Below are 21,179 nucleotides of genomic sequence, written 5' to 3'. Positions count from 1 at the left end.
GTAATAAACGATATTTTAAAAATATTTCTAGTTTTTATAATATCATATGCATTTACTATGTTCATAAAAAAAATCAAATACTTTAAATTACTGGTAGGGGCTTAATTATGTATGATCATAACTTAAAAAAAGAAATTATTATTCTGCATGATACTGATGGGCGGCCCTATTACAAAGCGCTTGAGATGAGTAACAAATATAACGTTATTTATTATGAGTCATCTGTATTTAGATTATTTCTACGTGAGTTGTACAAATTTAAAAAAGCTGATGTAAAAAAATTACTTAGAAATTTTATTTTCAGATGTAAAGTTCCGTGGATGAAAAATAAAATTATCATTTTTGGTATGGCGCCTTATGATTTTCGTATTTCATATTATGCTTTGCTTTGTAATAAAAACCATGTTATCGAGCATACTTCTTGGCCCTACTGGGGGCAAAGATATGTTCCTAGAACTTATGGTATATTAACGAATTTATCAAAAAAAGTATGGAGGAAAGTTTTAAGTTCCGACAATATCAATATTGTCTGTGTCAGCGAATCTGCATTTAAAACTATAAATCTTTTTAGAAATGTTAATGAACATTCTACTGTAATACCTCATGTAATCGATACACCAGTGTTGGAAAATGTACCCGCCAGAAAAGAAAAAACTTTAATTTTTATCGGGAAATTAATACCGGAAAAGGGTATCGACAAAATCATATCGTTTGCTGAAGAACATCCTGATTATATGGTGACCATCATTGGCGATGGCCCTTTAAAAAATAAGGTTTTGCAGGCTTCTATGAAATTTTCAAATTTGGAGTACTTAGGATTTATCAAAAATCGACAGCAAATATATCATCATTTACTTGAATCAACTTTCTTTTATTTGCCTTCAATTAGAACTAAACGCTGGGAAGAATTGTTTGGTATATCTATAATTGAGGCGATGAGCTGTGGATGCATATGTTTTTGCAGCGATCATGTAGGGCCAAGACAAATTATTAATGACAAAATAAATGGATTTGTTTTGGATGAAAACCATACATCGCAAGATATCATTGATATTATCAATAACAGCGATCTTGAGAAAATTAGTAAAAATGCCATCATGGAAGTGCAAAAGTATAATCTAGAGACTGTTCAAGGACTATGGGATAATCTCATTGAGAGCGTGATCTCAGAAAGGGGTATCAAATGAAATTAATTCAGTTTACTAGAATATTAGATCAATCCTCAGGAATTGGTCGAGTAGCCAGCGAACTAAATAATAAATTAACTGATAATGGGCACGAGGTCATCAATTACTGTATATATAAAAACGAAGAACAGAGATTCGATAGCAGTAAAGTGTTTGTTATACCTTTTATATATATTTTTGAAAAATATCTAGGCAAATGGATAGGTAAAGCGATTTCAGTATTCCTGTTTGATGTATTAGTTACCTTTATATCGTTATTCCATAGAAATAACGTTAAGCTATATAACGGCTGTGGTTATAACAACGGAATACAAGTTGGCCATTCTTGCCATCTTCAGGCTCTTAAGACTAAGGTTAAAAATGGTTCCTATAGTTGGATAATAAATCCGTTACATTATGTATGTATTTTAAGAGAATTTTTTGTTTTCAAAATACTAAATAGACAATTCTTAGTAGCCATATCACAACAGGTTAAACATGAATATATAAATAATTACTCTTTTCCTGCAGAGCGTATTAAAGTTATACCAAATGGTGTGGATATTTCCAAATTTAAACCTGATCAGAGCAATAAGAATTTAAAACAGAGGCTCGGAGTCCCATTTGATAAAGAAATATTTATTTTTGTTGGGAATGAGTTTCAAAGGAAAGGACTTAAAGTTATACTAGAAGGACTAGCATATTGCAATAAAGAAAACCTTTCCATGATGACGCTGCTTATCATTAGCAGGGATAATCCAGATGAATACATTAAGCAAGCTAAGCAACTTGGTATTTATGAATACTGTAATTTTTTAGGAGAAATAAAAGATGTTAGTCCATATTTCAATGTTTCTGACTTTGCATTCTTAATGAGCGATTATGAGCCCTTTGGGTTGGTTGGAATAGAGGCTATGGCGTCAGGTAATATACTTCTGAGTACCGGGGTAGACGGCATTTCAGATTATCTTGTCGATAATATAAATGGGTACATTACTCTCCGAACGCCGGAAGATGTTAGCCGTATTGTTTCGCAATGTATTAATCTTGAAAGTGATGTGAAATGTAATATGCTGATGAATGCTTATACCACTGCCCAGTCTTATTCATGGGATAAAATTGCGCTGCAATACTCTGAAGTTTTGGAACAATATAAACAAGAGTATTGCAAATGATAAAGAAACTTTTCCTGCCGCTTTTCACTGGCGGTCTGATTGGCAAATTTGCAGGTGTTTTTAGAGAGTTACTAATGGCATGGTGTTTTGGCACAAGTGCAGAAACTTCATCATTTAGAATTACACAAACTGTCTTATTATCACCTATTAATTTATTCTCATCGGATATTATTTCTGGGGGTTTAATTCCTAAGTATCGTGCTTTATTGGATAATAATAATAATGCTGAAGCCAGAAGTCTATTTGGGGCTGTGCTGATCATTAATTTGGCATTGGCGCTTCTACTAACTTTATTTTTTTTGATATTTTCTAAGAACATCACTTCCTTCTTTTTAGAGTCGGGGGAAGGATATTTTGATATTCTCCATTCGTTTATATATGGCGCCGCATTCTCTATCATTCCTTATGTATATTCGAATATATGTTCATCGATTCTTGTTGTACATAAAGAATTATCTCCATTTTCTCACAGGGCGAGTATTCAGGCTGTAATTTTATCAATTGGTATTATTTTAAGTTTCTACTTGAAAAACTATATCTATTTCGTCTATGCTTTTCCATTAGCTTATGTATTTATGTCTATATGGATCAGTATAATACTTATTAGAATAAAAGTCATCCCGCTTTTTGAAGACGTTTTATTTACCATAGTTAATTTCTTTAAGAACGTAAAATATTTACTATTAGTTCCTGCTTTATACCAAATTTATTGGGTAATTGAAAAACATGTAGGTAGTCAAATTTCATTGACTATGATTTCTACATACGAGTATGCAAAATTCTATACTGAAACTTTCATTAGCCTCATTAGCGTTCCGCTTGGGTATGCAATACTTGCATCAAGTCATGAGGAAACTATAAAGGCAAAAAAAACAATACTTTATTATAATTTATTTGTTTTATTTGTTTCTTATATTTTATTCTTTTTTGGTTGGTTTTTTATCAAATTAGTTTATCAACATGGTTCTTTCACGGCTAATGATACTATCGAGGTGTATGAACAATTAAAAATACTTTCTATAAGCCTTTTCTTTCAAGCTAACTTTTATTTAAATTTAAAAATCCTTGCAGTTAAAAGTCGCTATGCCATAATATTATTTTCTGTTTTTTGTTCAGTGGTGAGTGGAATATTATCATTGTTTTTCCTTCGTGATACATTAGGTGTTTATACGGTGGCAGTAAGTTTTTTGATTTTTAATTTTGTAGGGTCTCTTATATTGATTGTAATTGAGCGCGCTCTTGAGTTATATATGTTTTTAGTGCTTTTAAGTGTATTGGTTTTAGCAGGTCTTTTTTTTTGTAAATATGTTTGATATTAATTTTATATGCTCTGCTTTATTTATTCCTTATTTCAGATTTTACCATATTCCTTCTTTATATGAGACATTTGGAATGTGATGATAATTACGCTATTATATAACGATATTCTAAGCTAACCTAGTGTATAACTTAATGTTGTGAGATTGTTCGCAGCAATAACACCTGACAGGAGTATGTAATGTCCAAGCAACAGATCGGGGTTGTCGGTATGGCAGTGATGGGGCGTAACCTTGCGCTCAACATCGAGAGCCGTGGTTATACCGTCTCCGTTTTCAACCGCTCCCGTGAAAAGACCGAAGAAGTGATTGCCGAGAATCCAGGCAAGAAACTGGTCCCTCATTATACTGTACAAGAGTTTGTTGAATCACTCGAGACTCCGCGCCGTATCCTGTTAATGGTGAAGGCGGGTGCAGGCACTGACAGTGCCATCGACTCTCTGAAGCCTTACCTGGATAAGGGTGACATCATCATTGATGGTGGTAACACCTTCTTCCAGGATACTATTCGTCGTAATCGCGAACTTTCTGCAGAAGGCTTTAACTTCATTGGCACCGGTGTGTCCGGCGGTGAAGAAGGGGCTCTTAAAGGTCCTTCGATCATGCCTGGTGGTCAGAAAGAAGCTTATGAGCTGGTTGCGCCAATTCTCAAGCAGATTGCCGCAGTTGCAGAAGACGGTGAGCCGTGCGTAACCTATATCGGTGCGGATGGTGCTGGTCATTATGTCAAAATGGTTCACAACGGTATTGAATACGGCGATATGCAGCTGATTGCTGAAGCCTACGCTTTACTGAAAGGTGGCCTGGCGCTTTCTAATGAAGAGCTTGCGCAAACTTTCACTGAATGGAATGAAGGTGAGCTGAGCAGCTATCTGATTGACATCACCAAAGACATCTTCACCAAAAAGGATGAAGAGGGTAAATACCTGGTTGACGTGATCCTTGATGAAGCAGCAAACAAAGGTACCGGTAAATGGACCAGCCAGAGTTCTCTGGATCTGGGCGAACCGCTATCGCTTATCACTGAGTCAGTCTTTGCTCGCTATATCTCCTCCCTGAAAGACCAGCGTGTTGCTGCTTCTAAAGTTCTTACCGGGCCGCAAGCGAAGACTGCTGGTGATAAAGCAGAGTTCATTGAGAAAGTTCGTCGCGCTCTCTATCTGGGCAAAATCGTCTCTTACGCTCAAGGTTTCTCCCAGCTCCGTGCTGCGTCTGATGAATACCACTGGGATCTGAACTACGGCGAGATTGCTAAAATCTTCCGTGCAGGCTGCATCATCCGTGCTCAGTTCCTGCAAAAGATCACTGATGCCTATGAGCAGAATGCGGGCATTGCCAACCTGCTGCTGGCGCCTTACTTCAAGCAGATCGCCGATGATTATCAGCAAGCGCTGCGCGATGTGGTTGCTTACGCAGTGCAGAATGGTATTCCGGTTCCAACCTTCTCTGCGGCTATTGCTTACTACGATAGCTATCGTTCCGCTGTTCTGCCTGCTAACCTGATTCAGGCTCAGCGTGACTACTTTGGTGCACATACCTATAAGCGTACCGATAAAGAAGGAGTGTTCCACACCGAGTGGATGGATTAACTAGCTGACAAACAACCTGGCAAAAGCCAGGTTGTTTTTTAATTCAAAAATATCAAATAGTATTTAATTTTTTTGATTGTATATAATAAGGTTATTCCTTTCTTGTCTATGTGGTATTTCTCTATTTGCACTTTTAATTGAACTTGCAAATAAAGAAGTTATTACTTCCATCACGTCACATTTAATATTTCATATTTATTAAGGATTATATCATGTTACTTCCTGTGATTATGGCGGGTGGCACCGGTAGCCGCCTGTGGCCGATGTCCCGTGAACTCTACCCCAAACAGTTTCTCCGACTGTACGGGCAGAACTCCATGTTGCAGGAAACCATCTCGCGCCTCTCCGGTCTGGATACCCATGAGCCTATGGTTATCTGCAATGAAGAGCACCGCTTCCTGGTGGCTGAACAGCTAAGACAGCTCAACAAGCTGTCGAAGAATATCATTCTTGAGCCGGTGGGCCGCAACACGGCACCGGCCATCGCCCTCGCGGCACTGCAGGCCACGCAGAATGGCGATGACCCGCTGATGCTTGTCCTGGCAGCGGACCACATTATCAATAATCAGCAGGTCTTCCACGACGCCATCCGCGTTGCTGAGCAGTATGCGCATGCTGACCATCTGGTCACCTTCGGTATCGTTCCGAACACCCCGGAAACCGGCTACGGCTATATCCAGCGCGGCGATTCGCTGGGGGAAGGGGAGCATGCGCCTTATCAGGTCGCCCGCTTTGTCGAGAAGCCTGACCTGGATCGTGCGCAGGCCTATCTGGCCTCCGGGGAATATTACTGGAACAGCGGTATGTTTATGTTCCGGGCGAAAAAGTATCTCTCCGAGCTGGCAAAGTTCCGCCCGGATATTCTCGAAGTCTGCACGGCTGCGGTCAATGCGGCCGATAGCGGCAGCGACTTTATCAGCATCCCGCATGAGGTGTTCAGCACCTGTCCCGACGAATCCGTTGACTATGCGGTAATGGAAAAGACCGCCGATGCGGTGGTGGTGGGGCTGGACGCGGACTGGAGCGACGTCGGCTCATGGTCAGCCCTGTGGGATGTCAGCCCCAAAGATGAGCTTGGCAACGTGCTGAACGGCGATGCCTGGGTGCACAACAGCCAGAACTGCTACATCAACAGCGATGAAAAGTTGGTGGCGGCTATCGGCGTTGAGGACTTGGTGATCGTTAGTACCAAGGATGCGGTGCTGGTGATGAATAAAAACCGCGCCCAGGACGTGAAAAAGGTCGTGGAGTACCTGAAGGCCAACCAGCGCAGCGAATATAAACGACACCGCGAAATCTACCGTCCGTGGGGCCGCAGCGACGTGGTGGTTCAGACTCCGCGCTTCAACGTTAACCGTATCACCGTCAAGCCGGGCGGGGCGTTCTCCATGCAGATGCACCACCACCGCGCCGAGCACTGGGTGATCCTCGCAGGCACTGGGCAGATAACGGTCAACGGTAAGCAGTTCCTGCTGACTGAAAATCAGTCTACCTTTATTCCCATTGGTGCCGAACACTGCCTGGAGAATCCTGGACGTATCCCACTGGAAGTGTTGGAGATCCAGTCCGGCTCCTATCTGGGCGAAGACGATATTATCCGTATTAAAGACCAGTATGGTCGTTGCTAATTTGTATTTAAGGATTAAATAGATGGCAAAATTAAACTGTTTTAAAGCTTACGATATCCGCGGCGAACTGGGCGAAGAATTAAACGAAGATATTGCCTACCGTATCGGACGTGCCTATGGCGAATTCTTGAAACCAAAAACGATCGTCGTGGGCGGTGATGTCCGTCTGACCAGCGAGTCCTTGAAGCTGGCGCTGGCCAACGGCCTGATGGATGCGGGCACTGACGTTCTGGACATTGGTCTGAGCGGAACCGAAGAGATTTACTTCGCCACATTCCACTTGGGCGTGGACGGCGGGATTGAGGTGACGGCCAGCCATAACCCGATGAACTATAATGGAATGAAGCTGGTGCGGGAGAATGCGAAACCCATCAGTGGCGACACCGGGCTGCGCGACATCCAGCGCCTGGCGGAAGAGAATCAGTTTGCGCCGGTGGACGCGTCCCGTCGCGGCACCCTACGTCAGATATCGGTGCTGCAGGAGTACGTGGACCACCTGATGGGCTACGTGAACCTGGCCAGCTTCACCCGTCCACTGAAGCTGGTGGTGAACTCCGGCAACGGCGCTGCCGGTCACGTGATTGATGAAGTGGAGAAACGTTTTGTGGCGGCAGGCGTGCCAGTGACCTTTATCAAGGTGCATCACCAGGCTGACGGCAATTTCCCGAATGGAATCCCGAACCCGCTGCTGCCGGAGTGCCGGCAGGACACCGCGGATGCGGTGCGCGAGCACGGCGCGGACATGGGGATCGCCTTTGACGGTGACTTCGACCGCTGCTTTATGTTTGATAACGATGCAGAATTTATCGAAGGCTATTATATTGTTGGCTTGCTGGCGGAAGCGTTCCTGCAGAAGCAGCCGGGCGCCCGGATTATTCACGACCCGCGCCTGACGTGGAATACGGTGGATATGGTGACCCGCAGCGGCGGCACACCGGTGATGTCGAAAACCGGGCATGCGTTTATTAAAGAGCGGATGCGTCAGGAAGATGCGATTTACGGCGGGGAAATGAGCGCACACCACTATTTCCGCGACTTCGCCTACTGCGACAGCGGGATGATCCCATGGTTGCTGGTGGCGGAGCTACTATGTCTGAAGAACAGCCCGCTCAAGGCGCTGGTGGCGGACCGGCAGGCGGCGTTCCCGGCGTCCGGGGAAATTAACCGCAAGCTGGAGAATGCGGCGGCGGCAATTGCGCGCATCCGTGAACGCTATGAACCGGATGCCGTGAACGTGGATACCACCGACGGCATCAGTATTGAATATCCGGAGTGGCGTTTTAACCTGCGCAGCTCGAATACCGAGCCGGTTGTGCGTCTTAACGTAGAGTCAAAAGGAGACGATGAATTAATGAAGGCTAAAACAGAAGAAATATTAGCTTTAATGAAATAGAAATTAATCTGCTAGAGCCATAGGATATGTGCGTGGAATGATGCATCACCTTATGGCTCTTTCTTGACTTCCCATCTTTCTGAGAGTAAAACCGCCACAAGTGTTGATTACCAGGGTGGCTAATATGCCGCCGTCCAGTTAACTGATTAAAGTGTGATCGAATGAAAATTACTATTTCCGGTACCGGTTATGTTGGTTTATCGAATGGCATCCTGATTGCGCAAAACCACGAAGTGGTGGCGCTGGATATCATTCAATCCAAAGTTGATATGATTAACCAAAAGATTTCTCCGATTGTCGATAAGGAGATCCAGGAATATCTGGCGGAAAAACCGTTGAATTTTCGCGCGACAACGGACAAGCATGATGCCTACCGTAATGCAGATTATGTCATTATCGCTACGCCGACTGACTACGATCCGAAAACGAACTACTTCAATACTTCGACTGTTGAAGCCGTTATTCGTGATGTCACCGAGATTAACCCAGACGCAGTAATGATTATTAAATCCACCATTCCCGTTGGCTTTACGCGTGATATTAAAGAGCGCCTGGGCATTGATAACGTCATTTTCTCTCCTGAGTTTCTGCGTGAAGGCCGCGCGCTTTACGACAACCTGCACCCGTCTCGTATCGTCATTGGCGAACGTTCAGAACGCGCGGAGCGTTTCGCTAATCTGCTGAAAGAAGGCGCGATTAAGAAGGATATCCCGACGCTGTTTACTGACTCCACCGAAGCTGAGGCGATTAAGTTATTCGCCAATACCTACCTGGCACTGCGCGTAGCCTACTTTAATGAACTGGACAGCTACGCTGAAAGCCAGGGTCTGAACAGTAAACAGATCATCGAAGGCGTGTGCCTCGATCCGCGAATCGGTAATCACTATAATAACCCCTCCTTTGGCTACGGCGGCTACTGCCTGCCGAAAGATACCAAGCAGCTGCTGGCAAACTACGAATCTGTCCCGAATAACATCATCGGTGCCATTGTAGATGCTAACCGCACGCGCAAAGATTTTATCGCTGACTCTATCCTGGCACGCAAACCTAAAGTTGTTGGTATCTATCGTCTGATCATGAAGAGTGGTTCCGATAACTTCCGCGCTTCTTCTATTCAGGGCATCATGAAGCGTATCAAGGCCAAAGGTATCCCGGTCATTATCTACGAACCGGTTATGCAGGAAGATGAGTTCTTTAATTCCCGCGTAGTTCGCGATTTCGACGCATTCAAAAAAGAAGCTGACGTAATTGTCTCAAACCGAATGGCTGAAGAGCTGTCGGATGTCGCTGACAAAGTGTATACCCGCGATTTGTTCGGTAGTGACTAAATCCCCCCTCTGGCCGGGAGAAAAGCTGTCGGCCAGAATTTTCCTTTCTCCTGAAGGGGTCAGCTATTCGCCTGACAAATCGTCTTACTTCTCATACCCGACCAACCCCCCTAAAAAACGTGACCTCGCTTAGATTCTTCAATCGATCATCTTGTCCCAACCATTGAGGTCGGATATGTTAAATTCACCTTGTGAAGAGCTACCGTCACTGTGATGTAGACGCTGGAGATAAGCGCCGGAAGGTAAAACAAAGCCTGCTTGCAGGCTTTTGTTGTTTCTGGAATCCGGGTTCTCAGGCGAGCTTCGTTACGACGGGCTAAGGCTCTGATTGAAATTTATACGGGTGATGGTACGGGATCTTTCAAGTGAAGGGCGCAGGCATAGAAAACACAAATCATTTACTGCCATTAGAATAGTAGAGGGATAGTACCAGTTTGATATAACTTTTTTAAATGGTATCCATTGCCAGCTGAAAGGCTATATGTATCCCCACCGCTGGCAGTGTTTATTCTTATATTATTATTTCCTATGCCTGTTTTATAATTATATTAAGTTTTCTTTTCACCACTTTCGTTTGTTAAAAGTCAGCTTGGTCTTTTTCTGATCTTTGATATAAGAAATCAGAAAATAGACTGAAACAATCAACAGGATGGCAGCAACTGCTAAGAAAATTATGTTTGCCATAATGCGTACCAGAATGAAAGGAATGTTATAAATCCATTTGCCTGCGAACTAATATCTCTGCAAAAGCATGCCTTTGCCTGCTTAACATATCCTGAATTTAAGAAAAATCCTATATGGCGTTTGTGGTTTTTTTACGGAAAGTGGAAAACCCTTTTCCGCGCCAGTAGTTTGAACAATAGCGCTGTAACCGACTTTTGCACCAGCTTGATTCGCTGGTCACAGTTTCCTTTGTACGCGAATGCTCTTCAGTGATTGTAGTGAAAGTGGCTTATACCAGAGTTTGTTAATGAATTTGTTTGTTTTGTGTTAACTTAGTGTTTCGTTATTGTGTGGGCCGCGGGCTTTGCGCTGAGATAGTTATAAACAGCGTGTTTTTACGAGCATCTGAATGGATAAGATTGCCGAATGACAATTCTCGATATTAAAAAGCCGCAGTAGTACCTCACTGCGGCTAAATACCTGCGCCATGCCGGGTTGATTAGACCTTGTAGTAGGCCTTATACCAGTCAACGAAGTTCTTCACTCCCTGCCTGACCGTCGTCTGCGGTCTGAATCCCACCGCATCATACAGCGGCTTGGTATCTGCGCTAGTTTCCAGTACATCGCCCGGCTGTATTGGCATCATATTTTTCTCCGCAATCATCCCCATAGCTTCCTCAAGCGCCGTGATGTAATCCATCAGCTCAACCGGTGAGCTATTACCGATGTTATACACCCGGTATGGCGCCGAGCTATCTGCCGGTGAACCCGTCTCAACGGTCCATTCCGGATTGGGCTGTGGGATAATATCCTGCATCCGAACAATCGCCTCAACGATATCGTCAATGTAGGTAAAATCGCGCTTCATCTTGCCATAGTTGTAGACATCGATGGGCTTTCCTTCCAGCATGGCTTTTGTGAACTTAAACAGCGCCATATCCGGACGTCCCCATGGGCCATAGACGGTAAAGAATCTGAGTCCAGTGGTCGGAATACCATAAAGGTGAGAGTAGGTATGCGCCATCAGCTCGTTTGCCTTCTTGGTGGCGGCATACAGCGAAACCGGATGATCAACCGAATCATCGGTAGAGAACGGCATTTTACGGTTAAGGCCATAGACCGAACTGGATGAGGCATAGAGCAAATGCTCAACATTATTGTGTCTACAGCCTTCGAGAATGTTCAGATAACCAATCAGGTTAGCATCGGCATAAGCGAACGGGTTTTCCAGGGAGTAGCGAACGCCAGCCTGAGCGGCAAGATGGATCACCCGGTTAAATTTCTCATTAGCAAAAAGTCGGGCAATACCCTCGCGATCCGCCAGATCGATTTTGTGAAAACTGAACAGGGGAGACTGCAGTAAATCCAGACGGGCCTGCTTAAGATTGACGTCATAATAGTCGTTCATGTTGTCGAGGCCGACAACTTCATGACCCGCCTCCAGAAGGCGCTTACAGGTATGAAAGCCGATGAATCCTGCGGCTCCAGTTACTAAAAATTTCATATTCATCCTCTGGGGTGACTGTATCCCGCTATATATTCCTCGATTTTACACTGGCTTGCTGCGTGGATCACCTGCTTTACCGTTGCTGATTATGTTCACGCCTTCAATGGCCAGGCGATGTCGTCCGTATCAAGGCGTTTGCATCGGAATTTTGAGATGGTGATGAGATTCATTATCGATGCTGGATGATTAGCAAGATAACAATTGCGTAAGGTCTTGTCATAAGCTCGCGATTTCGACTCGCTTTACGGTGCTTTAAGCGCTCGAAAGTTAACGTTGATAAAAATTGGTTTTATGTATGAATTTACAATTCTTTCACATCGATATGGGCTATTTATTTTTTATCCTTTAAAATCAGTTAGTTAGTTTTTGGGTTCTATTTGTTTTACATTATGTTTACGACATGAATCATTTGCAATATGAATTGATTGGCAACGTATTTTCATTTTTATTCCTATAGACCAGCGCTATAATGCGGCAACTCATTTGCATGACCATTGTGTTGTCAGTTTAATCAGCTATCCTGTGCGCAGTATTAAATATGGCACCAGACTGATTGTTGGCGTCATTTCGATCAATAGTGCGCACAGTTTGCGCTGATTCTCAGAAGATGGATGGGAAGATAACGGGAAGCACCCTGTTATGAGTTCAAAAAACAGGCTGGCCAAACGAGCTAATTGAGAAATTCCTGATGGATGGGGCTTAAGCAAACAGCGACAGTGTGGGCCTGCTAGAATCTTTTAAATTAGCACCCAGCGTCACGGGCGATAATCTTAGCCGACAGCCGCTACGAGAGCGTTTGACGTAAGAAAAGGGTGTGCCAGTTTAGTGCTGTCGCGAAAGGCAGCCGCTGGAGATGTTTACAGATAGGGTTGTTGAATCATTACGCAGTTTGGTTGCGACAGCCAAGGGCGGTAGCGTGGTTGAAAGCTATCTCGTAAGACTATGGGGAGGAGTATCTGACTGAAAAATAGCAGTTTTTACTGTACATTCAGAAACAGCATGTTAACTGGCCATCTCCACGCCAGCTTCTCACTTGTCTCTGCTTAGTATGGAAGAGCTACCATGGTCGGCTGCTGCCAATGAATTAGAGCGTACAGAAAATTTGGGAAAATCTTGCTTTAACCTATGTGCTTAAGATTTCAGGTTGTATGTCCAAAGACATGGTGTCTATCGGCAGTGTATCTGTCAGGGCGTTAGCGCTATCGCAGTGGATTTAGTTAGTCAGCGACAACTCGCAAATCTAAAGTGCATAACCCAATGCTTAAAATTTCGTAGAATAATTTATGAGTATAAAAATGAAGTATAATCTAGGGTATTTATTTGACCTGCTTGTTGTTATCACCAATAAAGATCTAAAAGTACGCTATAAGAGTAGTGTATTTGGTTATTTATGGTCGATTGCCAACCCCTTACTGTTTGCGATGATCTACTATTTTATTTTTAAATTGATCATGCGAGTCCAGATACCTAATTATACCCTTTTCTTAATAACGGGTCTCTTCCCCTGGCAGTGGTTTGCAAGCTCAGCGACGAATTCGCTTTTCTCATTTATTGCTAATGCGCAAATTATCAAAAAAACCGTATTTCCGCGTTCGGTTATTCCACTTAGTAATGTGATGATGGAAGGGTTGCACTTCTTATGCACTATCCCTGTCATTGTCGCTTTTCTTTTTGTGTACGGTATGCGTCCTTCGCTTTCATGGCTTTGGGGAATACCGCTCATTGCTATCGGTCAGGTGATCTTTACCTTTGGTGTATCAATTATTTTTTCTACTTTGAACCTATTTTTCAGAGACTTAGAAAGATTTGTTACTCTCGGTATTATGCTGATGTTTTACTGCACGCCCATTTTATACGCATCCGATATGATTCCGGCAAAATATAGCTGGGTTATTGACTATAACCCTCTCGCTAGTATGATTTTAAGCTGGCGTAACTTATTCATGGATGGTATTTTAAACTATGAGCATATTTCAGTGTTATATTTAACTGGTATTGTGCTGACAGTTATCGGATTAAGTATTTTTAATAAATTAAAATATCGATTTGCAGAGATCTTGTGATGGAACCAGTAATTGATTTTAATAATGTGACAAAAGAATATCCACTTTACCATCATATTGGCTCAGGTATTAAAGATTTAATATTTCATCCTAAAAGAGCATTTCAATTACTGAAGGGCCGTAAATATCTTGCTATTCAGGATGTCTCTTTTACGGTTGGCAAAGGAGAGGCTGTTGCGCTCATTGGGCGAAACGGCGCCGGCAAAAGCACCTCTTTAGGGTTGGTTGCTGGTGTTATCAAGCCAACGAAAGGGTCAGTCACAACTCGCGGGCGAGTGGCCTCAATGCTTGAGCTAGGTGGTGGTTTTCATCCAGAATTGACTGGCCGTGAGAACATTTTTCTTAATGCCACTCTTCTTGGATTACGTCGTAAAGAGGTTTTACAGCGAATGGATCGCATCATTGAATTTTCCGAATTAGGAGAATTTATTGATGAACCGATCCGCGTCTACTCTAGCGGTATGCTAGCGAAGCTTGGCTTCTCGGTTATTAGTCAAGTTGAGCCTGATATTCTGATTATCGATGAAGTGCTTGCCGTCGGCGATATTTCATTTCAGGCCAAATGTATCAAGACGATTAAAGAGTTCAAAAATCGTGGTGTGACAATACTGTTCGTTAGTCACAACATGAGTGATGTGGAAAAAATATGCGATCGGGTTGTCTGGATCGAAAATCACCGCCTCCGGGAAATCGGTTCTGCTGAAAGAATCATCGAACTTTATAAACAAGCAATGGCCTAAATCTGGTAATTAAATGAATAGTATTAAGATCTATACCTGTCATCATAAGCCGAGCGCATTCCTTAATGCATCTATTATCAAACCATTGCATGTAGGTAAAGCCAACTCCTATAATGATATCGGCTGTATTGGCGATGATACGGGAGATAATATTTCGTTTAAAAACCCTTTCTACTGTGAGTTAACAGCACATTATTGGGTTTGGAAAAATGAGACTCTTTCTGATTATGTCGGTTTTATGCATTATCGCCGGCACCTCAATTTTTCCTCACAGCAGAGCTTTGCGGAAGATAACTGGGGCGTAGTGAATTCTCCGGTTATCGATACAGAGTATGAAAACCAGTTTGGTTTAACCGACACGGCAATACAAGATTGTCTTTCAGGTTTTGACCTGCTGTTACCGAAGAAGTGGTCAGTAACCTCTGCTGGCAGTAAAAACAACCTCGATCATTATGAGAAAGGTGAGTTTTTACACATCAAGGATTATCTGACTGCCCTGGACGTTGTCGAAGAGCTTTATCCGGATTATAAAGCGGCTATTCAGCAGTTTAACAATGCAACAGATGGCTATTATACGAACATGTTTGTGATGCACAAAGATATGTTCGTGGATTATTCTGAATGGCTGTTCGCGATTTTGACTCATCTTGAAAGTCGCATCTCGATGAATAATTATAACGCTCAGGAAAAGCGTGTTATCGGCCATATCGCAGAGCGTCTGTTTAATATTTACATTATTAAACAGCAGCAAGACCGTGCCCTGAAAGTTAAGGAGCTACAGCGCACTTTCGTGATGAATGAGACCTTCAACGGCAAGCTGATGCCGGTCTTTTCAGACGCTGCGCCAATAGTCATCAGTTTTGATGATAACTACGCCATCAGCGGCGGGGCTTTAATCAACTCTATCGTTCGCCATTCTGATAAAAATACCCATTACGATATCGTTGTGCTGGAAAACAAGGTTAGCAATCTTAACAAGCAGCGCTTAACCAAGCTGGTCTCAGCCCATGCAAACTTTTCACTTCGATTTTTTGATGTAAATGCCTTTACCGAATTGAATGGTGTACATACCCGAGCGCACTTTAGCGCATCAACCTATGCTCGCTTGTTCATTCCGCAGCTTTTCCGTGAATATGAGAAGGTTATTTTTATCGATTCCGATACTGTGGTGAAGGCCGATCTGGCGGCTTTGCTTAATGTCGAACTTGGCACTAACCTTGTTGCCGCCGTTAAAGATATCGTGATGGAAGGCTTCGTCAAGTTTGGCGCGATGTCGGAGTCTGCTGATGGCGTAATGCCGGCCGGCGAGTATCTGCAAAAAACGCTTAAAATGACCAATCCTGACGAGTATTTCCAGGCGGGGATTATCGTTTTCAACGTCGCGCAAATGGTGCAGGAAGATACCTTCTCCGAGCTGATTAAAACCCTTAAAGAGAAAAAGTACTGGTTCCTTGATCAGGACATCATGAACAAAGTTTTCTATGGCCGGGTTGAGTTTTTACCGCTGGAGTGGAATGTCTATCATGGTAATGGCAATACCGATGACTTTTTCCCCAATCTCCAGTTCGCAACATACATGCGCTTTTTAGAAGCCAGAATGAACCCGAATATGATTCACTATGCCGGGGAGAATAAACCGTGGAACACGGACAAGGTTGACTTTTATGACGATTTCCTGGAAAACGTCATCAATACGCCATGGGAAAAAGAAGCCTATTTCCGTCAGCTATCTCTGATTAATTCATCAAATCCTGCTCATACTGCAGGGCAAACGCCTGTTCTGCTTCAGACCAGGATAAAAAAAGCGTTGATGCCTTTCCTTAATAAATATGCTCCTGTCGGTTCACCGAGGCGAAATACGATAACAAAATACTACTATAAAGTTAGACGCTCAATTCTTGGTTAAGGCTGCTGGAATAATATTATGAACAGTAAAAATATTTTAATTGTCGGCGCTGGTTTTTCTGGTGCGGTTATCGCACGCCAGCTTGCTGAGCAAGGTCATCGTATCAGAATTATCGATCAGCGGGACCACATTGGCGGTAACTCCTACGACGCACGGGATCCGCAAACTGACGTTATGGTCCACGTCTATGGTCCGCATATCTTTCATACCGATAATGAAACAGTGTGGAACTATGTGACTCAGCACGCTGAAATGATGCCGTATGTGAACCGCGTCAAAGCAACCGTTAATGGGCAAGTGTTCTCTCTGCCGATCAACCTGCATACCATTAACCAGTTTTTTGCCAAAACCTGTTCGCCAGATGAGGCCCGGGCGCTTATTGCAGAAAAAGGGGACAGTTCGATCCAGGAACCGAAGACCTTTGAAGAACAGGCTCTGCGTTTTATCGGCAACGAGCTCTATGAGGCGTTCTTCAAAGGCTATACCATCAAGCAGTGGGGGATGGAGCCATCACAGCTTCCTGCGTCGATTCTTAAGCGTCTGCCGGTTCGTTTTAACTACGATGATAATTACTTTAACCACAGATTTCAGGGCATGCCGAAACTGGGTTATACGAAAATGATTGAGTCAATTGCCAATCATGAAAATATCACTATCGAACTTCAGCAATCGTTTAACGCTGAAGAGAGAGAAAAGTACGATCATGTGTTCTATAGCGGGCCGCTGGATGCCTTCTATTCCTATCAATATGGCCGCCTGGGCTATCGTACTTTGGATTTTGAAAAATTCACCTGGCAGGGCGATTATCAGGGCTGCGCGGTGATGAACTACTGCTCACTGGATGTTCCTTACACCCGTATCACTGAACATAAGTACTTTTCGCCCTGGGAAACCCATGAAGGGTCGGTATGCTATAAGGAATACAGCCGCGAGTGTGGAGAAAAAGATATTCCTTATTATCCGATTCGTCAGATGGGGGAGATGGCTTTACTCGATAAGTATTTGTCCCTTGCGGAAAGTGAAAAGAACATTACTTTTGTTGGCCGTCTTGGAACCTATCGATACCTGGATATGGATGTGACTATCGCAGAAGCATTAAATACTGCCGAGAAGTACTTATCTTCCCTTGATAATCATGAAGCTATGCCAGTATTCACGGTTTCTGTGCGATGAATTGCTCTGCATTAATAGTCACTTATAATCGCTTAGAGAAGTTAAAAGTATCTATTGCCAACACTGTGAAATTAAATTTTACAGCGATAATGGTTGTCAATAACGGGTCCACGGATGGGACCCTGGAGTGGTTAGCCACCCTTAGCGACCCTCGGATAATTGTCCTCAATCTGCCTTCTAATACCGGTGGGGCGGGGGGCTTTAAGGCCGGAAGTCAATATTTATGCGACAATGTCGATACCGACTGGGTTTTCTTTTACGATGATGACGCCTGGCCCGAGAGCGATGCGCTGGAAAAATTTACCCAGCTGGATAAGGCTAATTGTCGGGTGTTCACCGCTTTGGTAAAAGATCTTCGGGGGCAACCTTGTTCGATGAACATCCCTTTTGCTAAAGTACCGTCATCGTTTATCGACACATTACGCTACATCAAAAATCCGGCTGAGTTTCTACCGTCGCTTTCCCGTTCGACCGCGGTGCAAACGGTATCCTTTGTCGGGATGATTATTCAGCGAGATTTGCTGCGAAAGAATATACACAATATTCACGATGAGTTATTTTTATATTTTGACGATCTTTACTTTGGCTATCAGTTAACACTCGATGGCGAAGAGATTTGTTATTCGCCTGAGGTTGTCTTCTCGCACGATGTGAGTATCCAGGGGAAGTCTATCTTTCCCGAATGGAAAGTTTATTACCTTTGTCGAAATCTTATTCTGGCGAAGAAAATTTTCCCGCGAGTTGCCATTTTTAGCCGTCTCTCAATCCTTTTGCGGTTGATTAAATATGTATCAATATTGCCATGGCAACGCAATAAATTGTTATATTTTAAATACTTGCGTCGTGGAATTATCCATGGTGTAAAAGGAATCAGCGGTAAGAACCATTAAGTGGATATAGCAATGAAAAAACTGTGTTATTTCATAAATTCGGATTGGTATTTTGATTTGCACTGGATAGATCGTGCAATCGCCGCCCGAGATGCTGGTTATGAGATTCACATCATCAGTCATTTTGTCGATGGTAAAGTGCTGAATAAATTTAAAACATTTGGTTTTAAGTGTCATAACGTTCCACTTGATGCTCAATCATTTAATGCATTAACTTTCTTTCGGGCCTTTTTTGCGTCCCGAAGGATCATCAAAGAGATTAATCCCGACCTTTTACACTGTATTACAATTAAGCCATGTCTGATCGGTGGGCTTATTTCGAAGGCAAATAATCGCCCGGTCATCGTGAGTTTTGTCGGCCTCGGGCGTGTATTTTCTTGTGATACGGGCTTGCTTAAGCTATTGCGCAATATCACTATCATGGCATATAAGTATATTGCCAGTAATAAGCGCAGTATATTTATGTTCGAACATGATAAAGATCGTAAAAAACTCGCGGGTTTTGTTGGCATTGACTACCAGCAGACTATTGTCATCGATGGCGCAGGTATCAACCCGGATATCTATAAATATTCACTGGAGCAGGAACGTGATGTTCCGGTCGTGCTGTTTGCCAGCAGAATGCTGTGGAGCAAGGGGCTCGGGGATTTAATCGAAGCCAAGAAAATTCTCGAATCCAGAAATATTCATTTTACGCTAAACGTTGCTGGAATACTTGTTGAAAACGATAAGGATGCCATTTCCCTTGCCGTCATTCAGCAATGGCATAAAGAAGGGCTGATTAACTGGTTAGGTCACAGTTCTAACGTCTGCGACTTGATCGAGGAATCGAACATCGTGGCCCTGCCTTCGATCTATTCCGAAGGCGTCCCGCGTATTTTGCTTGAGGCTTCCTCGGTTGGCCGGGCCTGCATTGCCTACGATGTTGGCGGCTGCGATAGCCTGATCATTAATAACGATAACGGCATTATCGTGAAAAGTAACTCTCCGCAGGAGCTGGCGGATAAGCTTGAATTCTTATTAGCCAACCCCAAAGCACGAGTTGAGATGGGTATCAAAGGACGGCAACGCGTTCAGGATAAGTTTTCTAGCGGTATGATCATTAGTAAGACTCTCAAGACTTATCATGATGTGGTTCAGGGATGATATAGCGCAAGAGATTACAGCTTCATGTAAATCAAACACCTCCGAAGCGTTACATTTATTCAATGTAACTGCTCTGCAAACGCATTATTTACGTTTAATGATTGCGTGCCTCTTATTTTGAAGGTGATTGAATGTCTGATGAATCAAGTAACGTTGTTGTTTCCGTTATCATCCCCGTTCATAATGCCGCGGAGTATATTTCCGAAACGCTTAATACGGTATTAGCCCAGTCTTTAAAAGACATTGAGATTATCATTGTTAACGATAATTCAACCGATAATACTCTGGGCATTGTCGCTACAATAGCCGATGAGGACTCACGAGTCCGGATTATCACCAACCCCAGCAACGTCGGCGGGGGGGAATCACGAAATATCGGCTTACGTATAGCGACCGGCGAATACATCATTTTCCTCGATGATGATGATTATGCCGATAAAGAGATGTTAAAGAGAATGTCCGACCGGGCTACGGCCCTGCAAACGGATGTTGTTATCTGCCGATGCCAGTCAATCGATCTGCAAACCAATACTCATTCTCCCATGCCTATGTCCGCGCGTGAGGATTTACTACCTGAAAAAGAGGTCTTCTCTTCACAGGAAATTGCTGACGATTTTTTCCGCGCCTTTATATGGTGGCCGTGGGATAAGCTCTTCAGACGCGAAGCTATTCTGGCATTGGGTCTGGAGTTTCAACCGCTGAGAACTACAAACGACCTGTACTTTGTGAGTAGTTTCATGCTGTTGGCAAACCGTATCTCGCTGTTGGATGAGATCTTAATCTCTCATACGATCAACCGCGCGAAGTCGCTTTCTTCCACCAGGGCAACCTCATGGCACTGCGCGCTGGAGGCATTGACTTCGCTACGTTCGTTTATGAAAGCGCATGATTTACTGGCGTCCAGAAGTCGTGATTTTAATAATTACGCCGTTGTTTTTCTGGAGTGGAACTTAAATACGATCTCGGGCCCTTCCTTTAACCTGCTCTTCAACGATGTGAAGTCGTTCATCTTATCTTTAGAAATCGAACGTGATGACTTTTATGATGACTTTATCAAAGCTGCGCATGGCCGGATCGTTAATCAGTCAGCGGAAGAGTATATTTTTTCTCTGAAAGACAGAGTGTTGCGCGAGCTTGAACATGCACATATGTTGAATTCAACGCTGCAGGAAGAAATCACTTCGCTTAAACAGTCGACTGTATCTCAGCGAAGTGAAATTGATGTCCTGAAGACGCAGGTTAACGATAAAACCACGATTATCCACGAGCTCGAACAGCGGAATACGCGTATAGAGGGCGAGTATCAAACTCAACAACAGAAATTGCTCAGCATCGAAAATGCTTACCAGGAGCTGACTCAGCGCTATACCGATTTGGTTTCATCTTTGTCATGGAAAATGACGAAACCATTTAGGATAGTCAAAGCGATAACCGCACGAAAAAAGTCATGACGACGATAAACAGGTGATATCAACCAGCGCGCTGGCGAGGGTTAT

The 21,179-nt window shown here is 43.4% G+C and carries 16 protein-coding genes; 14 read left to right on the top strand and 2 right to left on the bottom strand.

Going from position 1 to position 21,179, the window contains the following annotated elements; translation table 11 throughout:
- The first annotated feature begins 107 nt into the window (after positions 1-107).
- The 7 genes from ACESQ2_RS19150 (at position 108) to ugd (ending at position 9,595) form a co-directional block, all read left to right on the top strand.
- A complete protein-coding gene (locus tag ACESQ2_RS19150) occupies positions 108-1,187 on the top strand; it encodes a glycosyltransferase (protein WP_195606025.1) in 1,080 nt (359 codons plus the stop codon).
- Positions 1,184-2,341 (top strand): glycosyltransferase family 4 protein, encoded by a 1,158-nt coding sequence (locus ACESQ2_RS19145; RefSeq protein WP_373171111.1) that lies wholly within the window; start codon positions 1,184-1,186, stop codon positions 2,339-2,341. Before ACESQ2_RS19150 ends, ACESQ2_RS19145 begins: the two co-directional genes overlap by 4 nt.
- A complete protein-coding gene (locus ACESQ2_RS19140) occupies positions 2,338-3,654 on the top strand; it encodes a lipid II flippase MurJ (protein WP_373171109.1) in 1,317 nt (438 codons plus the stop codon). The genes ACESQ2_RS19145 and ACESQ2_RS19140 overlap by 4 nt, the downstream gene beginning before the upstream one ends.
- Positions 3,655-3,839: 185 nt before the next feature.
- The gene (gndA, locus tag ACESQ2_RS19135; protein WP_196565125.1) at positions 3,840-5,246 is read left to right on the top strand and encodes an NADP-dependent phosphogluconate dehydrogenase; all 1,407 of its coding nucleotides are present in this window, start codon (positions 3,840-3,842) and stop codon (positions 5,244-5,246) included.
- Between the two features lie 212 nt (positions 5,247-5,458).
- Positions 5,459-6,874, top strand: a complete 1,416-nt coding sequence (locus ACESQ2_RS19130; protein WP_373171108.1) for a mannose-1-phosphate guanylyltransferase/mannose-6-phosphate isomerase — start codon at positions 5,459-5,461, stop codon at positions 6,872-6,874.
- 22 nt (positions 6,875-6,896) lie between these two features.
- Positions 6,897-8,267, top strand: coding sequence for an O9 family phosphomannomutase RfbK (gene rfbK, locus ACESQ2_RS19125; protein ID WP_086531165.1), 1,371 nt, complete (start codon positions 6,897-6,899; stop codon positions 8,265-8,267).
- A 161-nt stretch (positions 8,268-8,428) separates the two neighbouring features.
- Positions 8,429-9,595 (top strand): UDP-glucose 6-dehydrogenase, encoded by a 1,167-nt coding sequence (gene ugd, locus ACESQ2_RS19120; protein WP_373171106.1) that lies wholly within the window; start codon positions 8,429-8,431, stop codon positions 9,593-9,595.
- 561 nt (positions 9,596-10,156) lie between these two features.
- Here the strand turns inward: ugd and ACESQ2_RS19115 are convergent.
- Positions 10,157-10,279: a small membrane protein gene (locus tag ACESQ2_RS19115; RefSeq protein ID WP_004138729.1), complete on the bottom strand. Its 123-nt coding sequence runs from the start codon at positions 10,277-10,279 to the stop codon at positions 10,157-10,159.
- A 478-nt stretch (positions 10,280-10,757) separates the two neighbouring features.
- A complete protein-coding gene (locus ACESQ2_RS19110; RefSeq protein WP_373171104.1) occupies positions 10,758-11,762 on the bottom strand; it encodes an NAD-dependent epimerase in 1,005 nt (334 codons plus the stop codon).
- A 1,298-nt stretch (positions 11,763-13,060) separates the two neighbouring features.
- On the opposite strand from ACESQ2_RS19110, the gene ACESQ2_RS19105 reads away from it, so the two are divergent.
- From ACESQ2_RS19105 to ACESQ2_RS19075, 7 genes are all read left to right on the top strand, one after another.
- On the top strand, positions 13,061-13,828 hold the full coding sequence (locus tag ACESQ2_RS19105; RefSeq protein ID WP_265671990.1) for an ABC transporter permease: 768 nt from the start codon (positions 13,061-13,063) through the stop codon (positions 13,826-13,828).
- The gene (locus tag ACESQ2_RS19100; RefSeq protein ID WP_004122464.1) at positions 13,828-14,568 is read left to right on the top strand and encodes an ABC transporter ATP-binding protein; all 741 of its coding nucleotides are present in this window, start codon (positions 13,828-13,830) and stop codon (positions 14,566-14,568) included. The genes ACESQ2_RS19105 and ACESQ2_RS19100 overlap by 1 nt, the downstream gene beginning before the upstream one ends.
- A gap of 13 nt (positions 14,569-14,581) precedes the next feature.
- Positions 14,582-16,474 (top strand): DUF4422 domain-containing protein, encoded by a 1,893-nt coding sequence (locus ACESQ2_RS19095; RefSeq protein ID WP_087828824.1) that lies wholly within the window; start codon positions 14,582-14,584, stop codon positions 16,472-16,474.
- Between the two features lie 18 nt (positions 16,475-16,492).
- Positions 16,493-17,647, top strand: a complete 1,155-nt coding sequence (glf, locus tag ACESQ2_RS19090; protein ID WP_373171102.1) for a UDP-galactopyranose mutase — start codon at positions 16,493-16,495, stop codon at positions 17,645-17,647.
- Complete coding sequence (locus ACESQ2_RS19085; RefSeq protein WP_142983224.1) at positions 17,644-18,537, top strand: glycosyltransferase; 894 nt, start codon at positions 17,644-17,646, stop codon at positions 18,535-18,537. Before glf ends, ACESQ2_RS19085 begins: the two co-directional genes overlap by 4 nt.
- A complete protein-coding gene (locus ACESQ2_RS19080) occupies positions 18,538-19,683 on the top strand; it encodes a glycosyltransferase family 4 protein (RefSeq protein WP_172879726.1) in 1,146 nt (381 codons plus the stop codon).
- A 131-nt stretch (positions 19,684-19,814) separates the two neighbouring features.
- Complete coding sequence (locus tag ACESQ2_RS19075; protein ID WP_373171100.1) at positions 19,815-21,134, top strand: glycosyltransferase; 1,320 nt, start codon at positions 19,815-19,817, stop codon at positions 21,132-21,134.
- The last annotated feature ends 45 nt before the right edge of the window (positions 21,135-21,179 follow it).

Origin of the sequence: Klebsiella sp. Q11, assembly GCF_964241505.1 — a bacterium.
GTDB lineage: Bacteria > Pseudomonadota > Gammaproteobacteria > Enterobacterales > Enterobacteriaceae > Klebsiella > Klebsiella michiganensis.
This window is presented reverse-complemented; position numbering and strand designations above follow the sequence as displayed.